The following is a 15603-nucleotide window of genomic DNA, read 5'->3' on the forward strand; positions in this document are numbered from 1 at the left end:
TTAATTGGAGGAGTTCATTATGATTATAGATTCGATCCAATCAGCGATTGGCCAAACACCTTTATTACGTTTCACAGCGAAAGATTTTGAGGAGATTCCTGAAGGTTCAGCGATTTATGCGAAATTAGAGTATTTGAATCCCGGTGGCAGCATCAAGGATCGCCTAGGTGATTATTTGATCAAAGAAGGCTTAGTAAGTGGAAAAATAAAACACACGACGACGATTATTGAACCGACCGCTGGAAATACGGGGATCGGGGTCGCTCTAGCCGCAGTTGATGCCGGTCTTCCGACGATTTTCGTCGTACCAGAAAAATTTAGTTTAGAAAAACAGGCCTTGATGCGAGCCTTAGGAGCGACGATTATTCACACACCGACGGAAGAGGGAATCACTGGTGCAATAAAAAAAGCTAAGGACATTCATACGGAGTTGACCGACAGCTATTTGCCGTTGCAATTTGAAAACCCAGCGAATCCGGAGGCATACTACCGAACGCTAGGGCCTGAATTAGCAGCAGATCTTGGTGAAAAAATCAGCAGCTTTGTAGCTGGCATCGGCAGTGGCGGGACATTTAGTGGAGTCGCTCGTTACTTATTAGAAAAAAATCCAGCCATTCGATTGATTGGTGTAGAACCAGAAGGCTCGATTCTTAATGGAGGGGAAAGCCATGGGCATGAAATTGAAGGTATCGGAGTGGAATTTATTCCCGAATTTTTGACTGATCTACCGATTACTCAGTATGCGACGATCAGTGATCAAGCAGGATTTACGATGACACGGCGTTTGGCAAAAGAAAAAGGACTCTTAATCGGCAGTTCTTCTGGGGCAGCGATGGTAGCGGCTTTAACAGAAGTTCGTCAGTTACCACGAGGCAGCCAAGTTGTTACGATTTTTCCTGATGCAGGGGATCGCTATCTATCAAAAGATATTTATACACGCGAAGACTATATGACCGCACAGCCATTAAAATAAGAAAGCGAGGATATTTGATGGGTTTAGAATTTATGCCGATTTTTGAAGAATGGGCGTCAGATTATGACAATGAAGTAAATGGAGGCAATCCGGAATACCAAGAAGTCTTTGCGGGCTATTGGCGGATTCTCGAGGAAATCACTACATTATCTGGTGAAATTGTGTTAGAGTTTGGTAGTGGAACAGGCAATCTCACGGAGAAATTACTTGCTGCAGGTAAGACTGTTTATCCGGTGGAACCATCACAAGAAATGCTGAACATTGCGCAACAAAAATCCGCGCTTAAAGACGTTACTTTTTTAGCTGGCGACATGGAAGATTTTCCAGTGCTTCCGGAAAAAATCGATACGATCGTTTCGAATCTCGTTTTTCATCATTTGACAGCTAGTGAAAAAGAACAGGCGATCCGACGGTATAATCAATTGTTGCCGATTGGCGGTAAGATTATTTTTGGTGATACGATGTTTTTATCGAAAAAGGATTATAATGAGATCGTGGCAGCTGAAAAAGCGCATAGCCGAACCGAGTTAGCGGCCGACCTCGAGCGTGAGTATTATCCACTCATCCCTGAGTTAGAAGCCTATTTTAGCACTAGCGGCTTTCAAACAAACTTTCGTCAAATGAATCGCTTTGTTTGGTTAGTCGTTGCAGAAAAATCAACGGAGGTAGAGAAATAAAATGAGAATGAACGTAGAAAGTTTCAATTTGGACCATACGAAAGTAGAAGCACCATATATCCGTGTAGCTGATAAAAAAACCGGCGCAAATGGTGACTTGATCGTAAAATACGATGTTCGTTTCAAACAGCCAAATAAAGAACATATGGAAATGGCATCATTGCATTCATTAGAACATTTAACAGCTGAATTGATCCGTAATCATGCGGACTATATCGTCGATTGGTCACCAATGGGTTGCCAAACAGGTTTTTATTTAACAGTTCTAAATCATGACAACATCGATGAAGTGATGGACGTTTTAGAATTAACCATGAAGGATGTTCTGACAGCGACTGAAGTACCTGCCAGCAATCCTGTTCAATGTGGATGGGCAGCGAGCCATACTTTAGAAGGCGCGCAAGAATTAGCACAAGAATTTTTAGCTAAACGTGCTGAATGGGGCAACGTTTATCCAGCCTAAGCAAACCAAAAGCCGATACTCTAAGTGAGTATCGGCTTTTTATTTACGCTAAACCTGATGTTATAAACCTAATTGTTCTTCTTTGTTCGTCAAAAATTTCGCTAACTCTGCTTCGATATCTACCTCTAAGCGATTAGAAAGTTCCATCAACCACCAGATATTCTCAGCTAATTTTTGTTCCAAAGTATAAGGTGTCTCATCGTAATAACGATCTAGTTTTGTCATCGTTAGCCGATTCAAATTTCCGATATCATTCGAAAGAGCCAGCAGATCTTCTTCAATTGACCATTTACTTTGATGATGTTTTACTTCTAACTCATGATAACGCGAACGAATCGCATTGCTGCGTTCAGCAAGTTCTTTGATGCCCATAAAATCAACTCCTTAAAATATTCTAATACCTAGCAGTATATCTAAGTAAAGAAAAAAAGCCAGTCAATATTGACTGGCTTTAAAGTATACTATTCCCACTCAACTGTTGCTGGTGGCTTGCTCGTAATATCATACACGATACGGTTTACGTGTGCGACTTCATTAACGATGCGGACAGAGATTTTTTGCAAGACATCCCAAGGAATGCGAGCAAAGTCAGCTGTCATGCCGTCGATAGAAGTAACGGCACGGATACCGATTGTGTAATCATACGTACGGCCATCGCCCATAACACCGACTGAACGGATGCCAGGTAAGACAGTGAAGTATTGCCATACATCGCGGTCAAGACCAGCGTTGGCGATTTCTTCGCGTAGGATTGCATCTGATTCACGGACGATTTCTAATTTATCTTCAGTGATTTCACCAAGCACACGGATACCTAATCCAGGACCTGGGAATGGTTGGCGCCAAACGATTGAGTCAGGCATGCCAAGTTGTGTTCCTAATTCGCGGACTTCATCTTTAAATAATGTATTTAAAGGTTCGATTAATTCGAATTGCATATCTTCTGGTAAACCACCAACATTGTGGTGCGATTTGATTGTTTGAGCTGTTTCAGTTCCAGATTCGATTACGTCAGTGTAAAGCGTTCCTTGGGCTAAGAATGAAATTCCTTCTTCACCGGCAAGTTTTGTTGCTTCGTCATCAAAAACATACACGAATTCGTTTCCGATGATTTTACGTTTTTTCTCTGGATCAGAAACGCCGGCAAGTTTGTTTAAGAAACGATCTTTGGCATCGACTTTGATGATGTTTAAGCCGAATTTTCCGCCTAATGCTTCCATTACTTGTTCGCCTTCGTCTTTACGTAATAGACCATGGTCCACGAAGATCGACGTCAATTGATTACCGATTGCTTTTTGTAAAAGCACACCGACAACGCTTGAGTCAACACCGCCAGAAAGGCCAAGTAAGACTTTTTTGTCGCCGACTTGTTCACGGATTTTAGCTACTTGCATGTCGATGAAGTTATCCATCGTCCAGTCGCCTTTACATTGACAAACATCTAGGGCAAAGTGACGCAACAAGTCATTACCGTATTCTGAATGGCGGACTTCTGCGTGGAATTGGATTCCGTAGAAGTTGCGGTTCGTATCTTGGATCGCTGCGATCGGACAATCTTTACTTGTACCAACTTTTTCGAAACCGTCAGGAACTTTAGTAACTAAGTCACCATGGCTCATCCAAACAGTTTGTTCTTTAGGTGTATCAGCAAAAAGAACGGCATTGTCAGAAAGAACTTCTAATGTTGCTTGTCCGTATTCACGATTTTTGGCAGGTTCAACTTTACCACCTAGGTTATAGGTGATCAATTGCATACCATAACAGATACCAAGAACAGGGATTCCTAATTCGAAGATCTCTGGATCGATCGAGAAGGCCCCTTCATCATAGACACTATTTGGTCCACCAGAAAGGATAATTCCTTTAGGATTGATGGCTTTGACTTCTTCAGCAGTGATGCGGTGGCTCATTAGTTCTGAAAAAACACCGAATTCACGGATACGACGAGTGATTAATTGGTTATATTGGCTACCATAATCAAGTACGATAATTTTTTCTACATTTGTTAATTCAGTAGAAATGTTTGTCACAATTATTACCCCTTTTCAAGTTATATTATAAAAGAAAGCAAGCTTTCTTTATAAGCTAGTATTTACGCAAATAAATTTCATCAATGATATGATGCTTTGCCTTGTGCAAGATGATATCAGCTCGGCCTCTGGTTGGCAAGATATACTCTTCCAGATTCTTTAAATTAACATTTTTCCAAACATCTTGTGCCATTGCAAGGGCTTCTTTGCGGTCGCCAATGGCGTAATCATAATAATAATTATCAGGAACTTTGAAAGCTGTGTCTAATAAAGACTCAAAGCGTTCTAAGTACCATCTTTCGATCATTTTTGGTTCTGCATCGACAAATATCGACAAATCAAAAAAGTCGCTGATATAGATTTGTTGGTTTGCCGGCAGCTGCAAGGTATTGATACCTTCCACGATCAAAATATCGGGCGAATCGATCAGTTCGTATTCACCTTCAACGATGTCATATACATCATGGGAATAAGTCGGGATCGGGATATTTTCTTTACCGGATTTGACTTCATTCAAAACATCGATCAAGTTTTCCATGTCGTAACTTTCAGGAAATCCTTTGCGGTCCATGATCCCACGTTCTTCTAAAATCGCATTGGGATACAAAAAACCATCGGTAGTAATCAATTGAACGGTTTGGTGTTTGAACAAACGGCTCAACAATGTCTGTAATAAACGAGCGGTGGTACTTTTTCCGACAGCTACACTACCAGCGATGCCGATAATGAAGGGTGGCATTTTTACATAACGATGTAAAAATAGGCCTTTACTTAATGTCAGAGATTCAAAATCTTTCATGTACAGATGGATCAAGTGACACAATGGAACATAAACATCTGCTACATCTTTCATAGAGATGCGGTCATTCAAACTTTTGATACTATCTAACTCAGCTTGGGTTAACGGGGTGTTTTCCGGGGTATAAAAATCTTGCCAATCATCCCGGGCAATCCGATAATAATTCCCTCTTTCGTTCATAGCAGCCTCCATACTCATATACTAAGTACTCATTTTTAGTTAAAATGAGTTTTTTCATCTCGTCTATCCATTCTGTAGGCAAATTCATCGGACTGATTTTGTGCTTTTTAGCCTATCATAAGAATTTATGAAAAGTGGAACAGATAGTCGTTGATAACTGCGCTTATTCTAACATAAAAAAGTTCTTCAAAGCGTGCTCGCTTCTCAAGAAATCCGAATAATTTCCATTTAAAAAGTACTATCTCTCATTCTATCCGAAAAAAAAGCCAAAAAGCTATCAGAATAGTAGGAGTTTCATCATTTTTTTAGATGAGAGCGGTAAAACTTTTAAGATATTAAGAAATCGGATGAAAGAAATAAAAAGGTCTAGACTAAATTAGAGTAATTAATAAAATTCAATGAGCAGTCTTTCAATTCTATTTAACTGAATGATCGTGACATTTCATGCTATGATAGAGAAGAATTCTTTGCTAAAAAAGAATAGTCGAAAATGATTATAAGCAACTAGAAAGTGGGTTGTAGTGATGAAAAAAATTGTTTTGTTTGGAGATAGCTTATTGACCGGCGCAATGAATGGTGAAACCAGTGATATTCTGGATCGCTATATTCTTGATGAACTCAGTGAGATGGGATTTCCAGGCTACCGTTTAATAAAATTAGGCCACAGAGGCGAGACTTCCTCTGATGGATTGAAAAGAATCGACGAAGCGGTGGAAGCAGAAGGTGATTTTGTGGTAATCTCCTTTGGTACGAATGATTCATTGAAACAAAAAAACAGTGTCGATCTTTTTGGTGAGAACATCGAGCAAATGCTTCGTTCGTTTGATGCGGCTAAGATTATTTTATTGACACCAGGTTATTTGAATACCAAAATCAGAACAGACGGCGACAATGAGCGCCAACAAATTTTTGCCGAAAGAGCAAAACAAGTGGCAGAAGTAATGGGCGTCGATGTGATCGATCTTTATCACCATATGACCGTCTATCCAGAACCAAACGAGTTTGTCCAAGCCGCAGATGGGATTCATCCTTCGATGGAAGGTTACCATTTCTTAGGGGCATTGATCGCTCGTGACATCAAAGAAAAATTATTAGCAGAAGGGTAAAATTATGGCAAACCATTATTATTCAGAAAATCCTGAAACAGCACACGACCTGCATCAATGGTCGTTTGAACTTGCAGGAAAGACATTTCAATTTGTTACCGACAGTGGTGTTTTTTCTCGTGGGACCGTCGATTACGGCTCTCGTGTTTTGATCGAACATTTTGATGCAACGGAATTACCGGAAGGGACGTTATTAGACGTCGGTTGCGGCTACGGCCCAATTGGCTTAGCGTTGGCTTATCAAACTAAACGCCCGGTCGAAATGATCGATGTCAATAATCGAGCGGTTGAATTGGCGCAAGGAAATGCCAAACGTAATGGCATTGAAGCCGATATTCATCAATCGAATATTTATGAAACATTGAATCAAAAAACATATGCAGCGATTATCAGCAATCCGCCGATCCGTGCAGGAAAAAAAGTTGTGCACCAAATTTTAAGCGAAGCAGCACCGCTGTTAAAAATTGGTGGCAGCTTAACGATCGTGATTCAAAAGAAACAAGGTGCACCTAGTGCCAAAAGTAAAATGGAAGATGTCTTCGGTAATGCCGAGATCATCGCCAAAGACAGAGGTTATTATATTATTCGCAGTGTTAAAGAATAAGTCTAGATCCTATCTACTCGATTTTTAGTGGATAGGATCTTTTTATTGCTTAAGATTATTTGTTCATTTTCTAAAAATCCTTTTAATGAAAAAAGCTTTCTTTCTATTTTTGCCTTTGCTACACTTAAAAAAAATGGGGGAAGAAGGGCCAAGATGAAAATTACCATCAAACAAATCGCTGAACTTGCAGGCGTTTCTGTGACGACAGTCTCGCAGATTTTAAATAATAAAGGCAGTCGTTTTAGCGAACAAACACGTAGAAGAGTCATGGAAATCGTAGACGAATACCAATACAAACCCGATTTTTTTGCAGCCAATCTGATCAATCGTCATTCGAAAACCATTGGGATGATCGTGCCAGATGTAACAGATTTCTTCTTTTCCAAAGTGATTGAAGGTGTCGAGCATTACCTAAATCCATTAGGGTATATGATTATTTTATGTAATTCTCGTCATGATATAGAACAAGAGAACCGCTATTTAAATGAACTTTCACATCGTTCAGTCGACGGTATCTTGATGGCTACACCGAATCGATTAGATGCAGATCATGAATTAGGAAGTGAGTTCTATCGTCGTCATCCTATCGTATTGATCGACCGGGGACTAAACGATCGTGACTGGGGTCAATTATTGGTGCAAGAATACGCAGGTGCACAGGAATTATTACGGATGTTAGTAAAAAAAGGTCATCGACATATCGGGATGTTGAAAGAAAGTGCAGGCTATTATCAATTGACGGAACGGGTCAAAGCCTATCAACAAGTTGTTTTTGAATACCAGTTGCCATTTGATGAAAGTTATATTTGTTCGGGCGAACTAACAATTGCAGGTGGTTATCATGCAGCCAAAGAAGTCTTGAAAAACAAAAAAATTACTGCGATTTTTTGTGGGAATGATGAAATGGCAATTGGCTGCTATCAGGCTATTTACGAAGCAGGATTAAAAATTCCAGAAGATATTTCTGTCGTCGGATTTGATGGGTTAGAAGTAAGCCAATATATGGTGCCGCCGTTAACAACAGTCTTTCAACCTAGTTTTGAAATCGGCTTCTCTTCAGCCAAATTCTTAGTAGATGCGATTAATTTCCCTTCTCAGCGAATCCCGAATAAAATATTCCAAACCAAATTAATTATTCGTGAGAGTGTGAAAAATATAAAGTAGGGTTGACAACGGGGTTTATACCCGTTATGATAGCAATGGTAGCGCTAACAGAAAGCGCTTCTCTGGTTAGTAAACTGTTTTACTAAAGTGGTTTACCTTTCGCCATTTTGTTGTATAATAAATTTGAAGCATGGAGGAAAACCTATGAGAATGGTAGATTTGATCGAGAAAAAAAGAGATGGTAAAGCCCTATCAAAGGAAGAAATTAATTTCATTATTGAAGGGTATACAGAAGAAAGCATTCCGGACTATCAAATGAGTGCTTTATTGATGGCTATTTTTTATCAAGATATGACGGATGAAGAAATTTCTCAGCTGACATTAGCTATGGCGAATTCAGGTGAGATCATTGATTTGTCTTCAATTGAAGGAATCAAAGTCGACAAACATTCGACAGGTGGTGTGGGCGATACGACAACGATCGTTTTAGCACCGCTAGTTGCGAGTGTGGGAGTTCCAGTTGCCAAAATGTCTGGACGAGGTTTAGGTTTTACAGGTGGAACGCTTGATAAATTTGAATCGATTCCTGGCTTCAAAATTGAATTATCCGAACAAGAATTTATTGATATCGTAAATAAAAGTAAAGTGGCAGTCATCGGTCAGTCAGGGAATTTAGCCCCTGCTGATAAAAAACTCTATGCCTTGCGAGATGTGACTGCGACTGTCGATTCAATTCCGTTGATCGCTAGTTCGATCATGAGTAAAAAAATCGCGGCTGGCGCAGATGCTATCGTGTTAGATGTAACAACGGGTGATGGCGCCTTCATGAAAGATATTGAAGATGCTAAACGTTTAGCTAGAACGATGGTTAGGATCGGTAAGTTAGCTGGACGTCAAACAATGGCAGTAATTTCAGATATGTCAGAACCATTAGGTGAGGCTATTGGAAACAGCTTGGAGATTGTCGAAGCCATTGATACATTAAAAGGAAACGGTCCTAAAGATTTAACTGAAATGTGTTATGTCCTAGGAAGTCAGATGGTGGTACTTGCTGGCAAAGCAGATTCATTAGAAGACGCACGAAAGATGTTAGAAGAGGCACTTCATTCTGGTAAAGCACTCGAAAAATTCCGTGAGATGGTTAGAGATCAAGGCGGGGACGAAACTGTTATTGATCATACAGACAAGATTTTGACCGCTAAATACGAAATCGAATTACCCGCAAAATCATCGGGGTATGTGACTAAGTTAGTTGCCAATGAAATCGGAATTGCGGCGATGATTTTAGGTGCTGGCCGAAAAACAAAAGAAGATGCTATTGACCATGCAGTCGGGATCAAGTTACACAAAAAAATCGGAGATCAAGTAACAGAAGGTGAATCTTTACTGACAATCTATGCGAATACGCAAGAAGTTAGTGATGTGGAGAAGTTACTTTATGAGAATATTTCAATTGGAAATGTTCCGAAAGAACCCATTTTGATTCATGATGTTATTACAGAATAGGTAATTAAAACTTTTTTATAACAATAAAAAGTATATTATAATAAAACAAAGTGAGGACTTAGCAATGGAAATCAATCGAATGATCGATCACACGCTTTTAAAAGCAGATGCAACGCAAGAAAACGTCATGAAAATAATCGAAGAAGCAAAAAAATATCGTTTCTATTCAGTTTGTATCAATCCTACTTGGGTATCATTAGCAGCCAAAGAATTACAAGGTGAACCAGTAGCAGTTTGTACAGTGATTGGCTTCCCTCTGGGTGCGACAACAACTGAAACAAAAGCATTTGAAGCAGCAAATGCAATTGAAAACGGCGCAGACGAAGTAGATATGGTTATCAATATTGGTGAATTAAAAGCCGGCAATACTGAAAAAGTTCAAAAAGATATCGAAGCAGTAGTTGCGGCGGCGAAAGATAAAGCGTTAGTTAAAGTGATCATCGAAACATCATTACTAACGGATGAAGAAAAAACAACAGCTTGTGAATTAGCAAAAGCAGCGGGTGCAGATTTTGTAAAAACATCCACTGGTTTCTCAACAGGCGGTGCAACTGTAGAAGACGTTCGTCTAATGCGTGCGACAGTTGGACCTGAAATGGGTGTCAAAGCTTCTGGCGGTGTCCATAATGCTAAAGAAGCGGAAGCAATGATCGAAGCTGGTGCTACACGTTTAGGTGCAAGCTCAGGAGTAGCGATCATGAATGGTCTTACAGGTACTGGCTACTAATCCTTAGAAGTAATTAATCAAAGAAGAATCAAAGAGTATGATGAACCAGGAGGACGGCACATGAATAAACAAGAATGGATCGATGTTGCGATCGATGCGCTCGATAAAGCATATGTTCCTTATTCAAAATTTCCAGTTGGCGCATGTCTTGTAACAAAAGACGGGAAAACTTATCAAGGATTGAATATTGAAAATGCTTCTTACGGCTTATCAAATTGTGCTGAACGAACAGCTTTTTTCAAAGCTGTCTCAGAAGGTGAAAGAGAGTTTAGTCATTTAGTGATTGCAGGGCATACACCAGAACCTATTTCTCCATGCGGTGCTTGTCGCCAAGTCATGGCAGAGTTCTGTGACCCATCAATGCCAGTAACCTTAGTTGGTGACGACGGTGTCGTAAAAGAGATGACCGTTGAAGGATTACTGCCATATTCATTTACCGACAAAGATTTATAAACCAAGTTCATTCAGTCATCGCACTGTTGAAAAAAATCATATTTAGGGGGCTTTACAGAAATGAAAAAAGCAAAATTATTTGGCCTAGGTACCGTGGCAATGGCAGCATTGTTAGCTTTAGGAGCTTGTGGCGGGGGCAGCAGTTCAACTGATTCTTCAGGCGGTTCAGGAAAAGAAGATTCAAAACATAGTGTTGCGATCGTAACAGATATTGGCGGCGTGGACGATCGTTCATTCAACCAATCAGCTTGGGAAGGACTTCAAGCTTGGGGTAAAGATCATGATATCAAAAAAGGGAACGGCGGATATAACTATATCCAATCAAATGATGCTTCTGAATATGAACAAAATATTTCACAAGCCGTTACTAATGGATTCAAAACAATTTTTGGGATTGGTTACTTGCTAGCTGATCCAATCTCAGCAGCAGCAGATCAAAATGCAGATACAAACTTCGTTATTATCGATTCAGTGATTGAAGGTAAAGACAATGTTGCTTCAGCAACATTTAAAGACCAAGAAGCAGCTTACTTAGCAGGTGTTGCAGCAGCTGAAACAACTAAGACTGGCAAAGTTGGTTTTATCGGTGGTGAAGAAGGTGCCGTTATCGACCGTTTCCAAGCTGGTTTTGAAAAAGGTGTAGCGGATACTGCTAAAAAATTAGACAAAGATATTTCTGTAGATGTTCAATATGCGGCTTCATTTGGTGACCCAGCTAAAGGTAAAGCCTTAGCTGCTAACATGTACAACAGCGGAGCAGATATTATTTATCATGCATCAGGCGGTACAGGCCAAGGGGTCTTTTCTGAAGCAAAAGCTCGTAACGAAAAAGCAGACGAAGCAGATAAAGTTTGGGTTATCGGTGTAGATAGCGACCAACAAAAAGAAGGTGAATATACTTCTAAAGATGGTAAAGAAAGCAACTTCTGTTTAACATCTTCACTTAAAGGTGTGGGTGCAGCGGTTCAAGATATCTCTACTCGTGCGTTAGAAGATAAATTCCCTGGCGGCGAACACTTAACTTATGGTTTGAAAGACGGCGGTGTATCTCTAACTGACGGATACCTTTCAGACAAAGCAAAAGACGCTGTTAAAGAAGCAAAAGATGCCATTATTGATGGTAGTGTTGAAGTTCCAGAAACTCCTGAAAAATAAATTTTAGGATTGACCATAACCTCATACGTATGAGGTTATGGTTCTCTTTTAAAATTCAATTTTCTTTTTTTAGACAAGTTTCACTTTGAGTGGGATTTGTCTAAGGGAAGAACGCCCTTAGCGTTGTAATACTTCGTCAGATTTAAAAAGCGATAGGATGTGAAAAAAAGTGGCAGAAGAACAAAATGTCATCGAAATGCGAAACATCACCAAGCAGTTTGGCACGTTTAAAGCAAATGACAACATCAACTTACAGATCCGTAAAGGCGAGATTCATGCGCTTTTAGGAGAAAATGGCGCTGGAAAGTCAACATTAATGAATGTTTTGTCAGGTTTGTTACAACCAACTTCTGGTGAGATATTAATGGACGGACAAAAGGTCGATATCTCAAGTCCGACTAGAGCCAATCAATTAGGGATCGGAATGGTCCATCAGCATTTCATGTTGGTTGATGCCTTTACCGTCACAGAAAACATTATCTTAGGTAGTGAGCCAAGTAAAAATGGCATGCTAGATAAAAAGAAAGCAAAAGCAGAGATCGTTCGTTTATCCGAAGAGTATGGGTTAAAAGTTGATCCAGATGCTTACATCCGAGATATTTCGGTTGGGATGCAGCAACGGGTAGAAATTTTGAAAACTTTGTATCGTGGAGCAAATGTCTTGATTTTTGATGAGCCAACTGCCGTATTAACTCCGCAAGAAATCGATGAGTTGATTACGATCATGGGCGGACTGATCAAAGAAGGTAAATCAATTATTTTGATTACCCACAAATTAGATGAAATCAAAAAAGTAGCAGATCGTTGTTCAGTTATCCGCCGGGGACAATATATCGGGACAGTTGATGTAAAAGATGTCAGCTCACAACAATTGGCTGATATGATGGTAGGACGCTCTGTTTCATTTAAAACAGATAAAGTACCAGCTGTTCCAGGTGAAGTGGTTCTTTCAATCAACGATTTAGTCGTAAAAGAAAGCCGCGGACTTGAAGCAGTCAAGCATCTATCATTAGATGTCCATCGTGGTGAAGTAGTCGGAATCGCCGGGATTGACGGTAACGGTCAGACTGAACTGATTCAAGCGTTAACGGGTTTGCGAAAAGTTGAGAGTGGGAAAGTAACTCTTAATGGTAAAGATATTACAGGTAAAGCGCCACGACATATTACTGAAGCGGGTGTCGGCCACGTTCCGGAAGACCGTCATAAATATGGCTTGATTTTACCACTGCCATTATCAGAAAATATCGCTTTGCAATCTTATTACCATGCACCATTCAGTAAGAGCGGGATTTTGAATTATGGAGAGATTGATCGCTATGCTAAACGTTTGATTGAAGAATACGATGTGCGGACAACAAGTGAGAAAGCTCCAGCTGCATCGCTTTCTGGTGGTAACCAACAAAAAGCTATTATTGCACGAGAAGTTGATCGCGATCCAGATTTATTGATCGTTTCACAGCCGACACGTGGGTTAGACGTTGGTGCAATCGAATATATCCATAAACGTCTAGTGGAACAACGTGACAAACAAAAAGGTGTCTTGTTAGTAAGTTTTGAGTTAGATGAAATTTTAAATGTCTCAGATCGGATCGCAGTGATCCATGCTGGTGAGATCGTTGGGATCGTTGATCCAAAAGCAACTTCTGAAAACGAATTGGGTCTATTGATGGCTGGTTATAGTTTAGAAGAAGCGCGCGCAGAATTAGCAAAGGCTGGTGAGACAAATGAATGATCGCTCAGAGCGTATTAGAAATATTTTAGTACCAATTATTTCAGTTGTTTTAGGATTTATTCTTGGAGCCATTTTGATGGCAATTTTTGGATTCAATCCAATCGATGGCTACAATGCGATGTTTAGCTCTGCTTTCCAAAGCACGATGTCGATCGGTGAGATTTTAGTAATCGCAGGTCCACTTATTTTTACAGCGTTGGGTTTTTCCGTAGCCAATTCGGCTGGCTTTTTCAATATCGGGCTTTCCGGTCAAGCGTTGTGTGGTTGGGTCGCAAGTATCTGGGTAGCATTAAGCATGCCAGATGCGCCTAAGATCGTTGTTTTACCATTAGCAATTATTGCTGGCGGATTAGCCGGAGCTGGTGCTGCTGCTATTCCAGGTGTATTACGGGCCTTCTTCGGAACGAGTGAAGTTATCGTTACGATCATGATGAACTATGTGATTCTTTATTTTTCAAATCACATCGTCAACCATGTAATGTCACCAGATGTGATTGCGAATAAAGGGGTAACCAAAGCAGTTGGTTTGAATGCATCATTAAGAGAACCTTGGCTGACTAATTTATTTGGTGGCTCGCGGGTCAATATCGGTATTATTTTAGCGTTAGTTTTCTTAGTCCTTGTTTGGTTCTTGATGAAACGGACAACCTTAGGTTTTGAGATTCGTTCTGTGGGACTTAATCCATTTGCTTCAGAATATGCTGGGATGAGCAGTAAACGTACAATCATTATTTCAATGATTATTTCAGGCATGTTAGCAGGTCTTGGCGGTGTTGTTTATGGATTAGGAACATTTATGAACTACTTTGTTCAAGGCTCTTCTATCAGTATCGGATTTGACGGTATGGCTGTTTCATTACTAGGTAACGGTAGTTCAATCGGTATCTTGTTATCAGCATTGCTATTCAGCGTCTTGAAACTTGGTGGACAAGGAATGCAATTCTCAGGTATCCCGAGCGAATTAGCAAACAGTGTGATTCCGTTGATTATCTTCTTCGTAGCAATCAATTATATTGTTCGTGTAGGACTTGCAAAAGTAATGGGCGGCAAGAAAGAAATTGAAAAAGTTCAAGAAGTAGAAACTGCTCCGAACGAAGAATCAGAAAAAGGGGGCAAAGTCTAATGAATATGGATTTGTTAGCTTCAATTATTGCTCAAACACTCGTATATTCGGCACCACTTATCTTGACCGCTTTGGGCGGCGTATTTTCTGAACGTAGCGGAATCGTAAACGTAGGTTTAGAAGGCATCATGGTTGTCGGTGCTTTTAGTTCAGTTGTTTTCAACTTAGCTTTTGCAGATCAATTTGGTGCGATGACCCCTTGGTTAGGTGTATTAGTCGGTGGTTTAGCAGGGATGGTATTCTCTCTATTACACGCTGTAGCGACAGTCAATTTCCGTGCAGACCATATCATCAGTGGTACGGTAATGAATCTATTAGCGCCGCCATTGACCATTTTCTTGATCAAAGTGATCTACGGTAAAGGACAAACAGATACGATCCAACAACAATTTGGTTATTTTGACTTTCCTGGTTTGAGTAAAATTCCAGTGATTGGCGAATTGTTCTTTAAAAATACAAGTTTGCCTGCCTATTTCGCTATTTTGATTGCAGTACTTTCATGGTTTATTATTTTTAAAACACGTTTTGGTTTACGTCTACGTTCTGTCGGAGAAAATCCGCAAGCGGCTGATACTTTGGGAATCAACGTTTATGCTTTGCGTTATGCAGGTGTTTTATTCTCAGGTTTCTTAGGCGGTATGGGTGGTGCAGTCTTTGCACAATCGATTGCCGGACGTTTTGCAGCAACAACGATCGCCGGACAAGGTTTCATCTCTCTAGCAGCGATGATCTTTGGTAAATGGAATCCATTGGGAGCGATGGGAGCAGCAATTTTCTTCGGTTTTGCACAAAACTTAAGTATTGCCGGTTCCAACTTACCAGTTATTTCACAGATTCCGGATGTGTATTTACAATCAGCACCATATATTTTGACGATTGTCGTATTGGTTCTCTTCTTAGGAAAATCAGCTGCGCCAAAAGCCGATGGTGTCAACTATATCAAAACAAAATAATTCTTTTGTAATTAAAGG

At 40.1% G+C, this 15603-nt stretch carries 16 protein-coding genes; 13 read left to right on the forward strand and 3 right to left on the reverse strand.

What is annotated here, in order from left to right; translation table 11 throughout:
* Positions 1-19 precede the first annotated feature (19 nt).
* The 3 genes from ACKTSC_RS06435 to ACKTSC_RS06445 are packed head-to-tail and all read left to right on the forward strand — an operon-like array spanning position 20 to position 2113.
* Positions 20-973 carry a PLP-dependent cysteine synthase family protein gene (locus ACKTSC_RS06435; protein WP_407857159.1) on the forward strand — a complete coding sequence of 318 codons (954 nt, stop codon included), beginning with the start codon at positions 20-22 and terminating at the stop codon, positions 971-973.
* Positions 974-990: 17 nt separating this feature from the next.
* Positions 991-1650: a class I SAM-dependent methyltransferase gene (locus tag ACKTSC_RS06440; protein WP_332581532.1), complete on the forward strand. Its 660-nt coding sequence runs from the start codon at positions 991-993 to the stop codon at positions 1648-1650.
* Between the two features lies 1 nt (position 1651).
* A complete protein-coding gene (locus ACKTSC_RS06445; protein WP_071857988.1) occupies positions 1652-2113 on the forward strand; it encodes an S-ribosylhomocysteine lyase in 462 nt (153 codons plus the stop codon).
* 60 nt (positions 2114-2173) lie between these two features.
* Here ACKTSC_RS06445 and ACKTSC_RS06450 read toward each other — a convergent pair whose 3' ends face one another.
* The 3 genes from ACKTSC_RS06450 to coaA form a co-directional block, all read right to left on the reverse strand.
* A complete protein-coding gene (locus ACKTSC_RS06450) occupies positions 2174-2485 on the reverse strand; it encodes a nucleoside triphosphate pyrophosphohydrolase family protein (RefSeq protein ID WP_407857160.1) in 312 nt (103 codons plus the stop codon).
* Positions 2486-2574: 89 nt separating this feature from the next.
* Positions 2575-4143 (reverse strand): glutamine-hydrolyzing GMP synthase, encoded by a 1569-nt coding sequence (gene guaA, locus ACKTSC_RS06455; protein ID WP_407855848.1) that lies wholly within the window; start codon positions 4141-4143, stop codon positions 2575-2577.
* Positions 4144-4198: 55 nt separating this feature from the next.
* On the reverse strand, positions 4199-5122 hold the full coding sequence (coaA, locus tag ACKTSC_RS06460; RefSeq protein ID WP_332580237.1) for a type I pantothenate kinase: 924 nt from the start codon (positions 5120-5122) through the stop codon (positions 4199-4201).
* 524 nt (positions 5123-5646) lie between these two features.
* Between coaA and ACKTSC_RS06465 the strand changes: the two genes are divergently transcribed.
* From ACKTSC_RS06465 to ACKTSC_RS06510, 10 genes are all read left to right on the forward strand, one after another.
* On the forward strand, positions 5647-6228 hold the full coding sequence (locus ACKTSC_RS06465; protein ID WP_407857161.1) for an SGNH/GDSL hydrolase family protein: 582 nt from the start codon (positions 5647-5649) through the stop codon (positions 6226-6228).
* Between the two features lie 4 nt (positions 6229-6232).
* Entirely contained in the window at positions 6233-6832 is a 600-nt protein-coding gene (locus tag ACKTSC_RS06470) for a class I SAM-dependent methyltransferase (RefSeq protein WP_407857162.1), read from the forward strand.
* A 153-nt stretch (positions 6833-6985) separates the two neighbouring features.
* Positions 6986-7996 (forward strand): LacI family DNA-binding transcriptional regulator, encoded by a 1011-nt coding sequence (locus ACKTSC_RS06475; protein WP_407857163.1) that lies wholly within the window; start codon positions 6986-6988, stop codon positions 7994-7996.
* Positions 7997-8140: 144 nt separating this feature from the next.
* Positions 8141-9442: a pyrimidine-nucleoside phosphorylase gene (locus ACKTSC_RS06480; RefSeq protein ID WP_332580233.1), complete on the forward strand. Its 1302-nt coding sequence runs from the start codon at positions 8141-8143 to the stop codon at positions 9440-9442.
* 64 nt (positions 9443-9506) lie between these two features.
* The gene (deoC, locus tag ACKTSC_RS06485) at positions 9507-10169 is read left to right on the forward strand and encodes a deoxyribose-phosphate aldolase (protein WP_332580232.1); all 663 of its coding nucleotides are present in this window, start codon (positions 9507-9509) and stop codon (positions 10167-10169) included.
* Between the two features lie 60 nt (positions 10170-10229).
* A complete protein-coding gene (locus ACKTSC_RS06490; RefSeq protein WP_332580231.1) occupies positions 10230-10622 on the forward strand; it encodes a cytidine deaminase in 393 nt (130 codons plus the stop codon).
* 60 nt (positions 10623-10682) lie between these two features.
* Positions 10683-11777, forward strand: coding sequence for a BMP family lipoprotein (locus tag ACKTSC_RS06495; RefSeq protein ID WP_407857164.1), 1095 nt, complete (start codon positions 10683-10685; stop codon positions 11775-11777).
* Positions 11778-11973: 196 nt separating this feature from the next.
* Positions 11974-13509, forward strand: coding sequence for an ABC transporter ATP-binding protein (locus tag ACKTSC_RS06500; RefSeq protein ID WP_407857200.1), 1536 nt, complete (start codon positions 11974-11976; stop codon positions 13507-13509).
* Positions 13502-14632 carry an ABC transporter permease gene (locus ACKTSC_RS06505; RefSeq protein WP_332654150.1) on the forward strand — a complete coding sequence of 377 codons (1131 nt, stop codon included), beginning with the start codon at positions 13502-13504 and terminating at the stop codon, positions 14630-14632. Before ACKTSC_RS06500 ends, ACKTSC_RS06505 begins: the two co-directional genes overlap by 8 nt.
* Positions 14632-15585 carry an ABC transporter permease gene (locus ACKTSC_RS06510; protein WP_071858001.1) on the forward strand — a complete coding sequence of 318 codons (954 nt, stop codon included), beginning with the start codon at positions 14632-14634 and terminating at the stop codon, positions 15583-15585. The genes ACKTSC_RS06505 and ACKTSC_RS06510 overlap by 1 nt, the downstream gene beginning before the upstream one ends.
* The last annotated feature ends 18 nt before the right edge of the window (positions 15586-15603 follow it).

Origin of the sequence: Enterococcus hailinensis, assembly GCF_045862035.1 — a bacterium.
Taxonomy (GTDB): Bacteria; Bacillota; Bacilli; order Lactobacillales; family Enterococcaceae; genus Enterococcus_A; species Enterococcus_A hailinensis.

What these genes read in the sequence shown, in the direction of transcription:
- ACKTSC_RS06435 (WP_407857159.1), top strand. Translation starts at nt 20, where the DNA reads ATGATTATAGATTCGATCCAATCAGCGATTGGCCAAACACCTTTATTA.
- ACKTSC_RS06440 (WP_332581532.1), top strand. Translation starts at nt 991, where the DNA reads ATGGGTTTAGAATTTATGCCGATTTTTGAAGAATGGGCGTCAGATTAT.
- ACKTSC_RS06445 (WP_071857988.1), top strand. Translation starts at nt 1,652, where the DNA reads ATGAGAATGAACGTAGAAAGTTTCAATTTGGACCATACGAAAGTAGAA.
- ACKTSC_RS06450 (WP_407857160.1), bottom strand. Translation starts at nt 2,485, where the DNA reads ATGGGCATCAAAGAACTTGCTGAACGCAGCAATGCGATTCGTTCGCGT.
- coaA (WP_332580237.1), bottom strand. Translation starts at nt 5,122, where the DNA reads ATGAACGAAAGAGGGAATTATTATCGGATTGCCCGGGATGATTGGCAA.
- ACKTSC_RS06465 (WP_407857161.1), top strand. Translation starts at nt 5,647, where the DNA reads ATGAAAAAAATTGTTTTGTTTGGAGATAGCTTATTGACCGGCGCAATG.
- ACKTSC_RS06470 (WP_407857162.1), top strand. Translation starts at nt 6,233, where the DNA reads ATGGCAAACCATTATTATTCAGAAAATCCTGAAACAGCACACGACCTG.
- ACKTSC_RS06475 (WP_407857163.1), top strand. Translation starts at nt 6,986, where the DNA reads ATGAAAATTACCATCAAACAAATCGCTGAACTTGCAGGCGTTTCTGTG.
- ACKTSC_RS06480 (WP_332580233.1), top strand. Translation starts at nt 8,141, where the DNA reads ATGAGAATGGTAGATTTGATCGAGAAAAAAAGAGATGGTAAAGCCCTA.
- deoC (WP_332580232.1), top strand. Translation starts at nt 9,507, where the DNA reads ATGGAAATCAATCGAATGATCGATCACACGCTTTTAAAAGCAGATGCA.
- ACKTSC_RS06490 (WP_332580231.1), top strand. Translation starts at nt 10,230, where the DNA reads ATGAATAAACAAGAATGGATCGATGTTGCGATCGATGCGCTCGATAAA.
- ACKTSC_RS06495 (WP_407857164.1), top strand. Translation starts at nt 10,683, where the DNA reads ATGAAAAAAGCAAAATTATTTGGCCTAGGTACCGTGGCAATGGCAGCA.
- ACKTSC_RS06500 (WP_407857200.1), top strand. Translation starts at nt 11,974, where the DNA reads ATGCGAAACATCACCAAGCAGTTTGGCACGTTTAAAGCAAATGACAAC.
- ACKTSC_RS06505 (WP_332654150.1), top strand. Translation starts at nt 13,502, where the DNA reads ATGAATGATCGCTCAGAGCGTATTAGAAATATTTTAGTACCAATTATT.
- ACKTSC_RS06510 (WP_071858001.1), top strand. Translation starts at nt 14,632, where the DNA reads ATGAATATGGATTTGTTAGCTTCAATTATTGCTCAAACACTCGTATAT.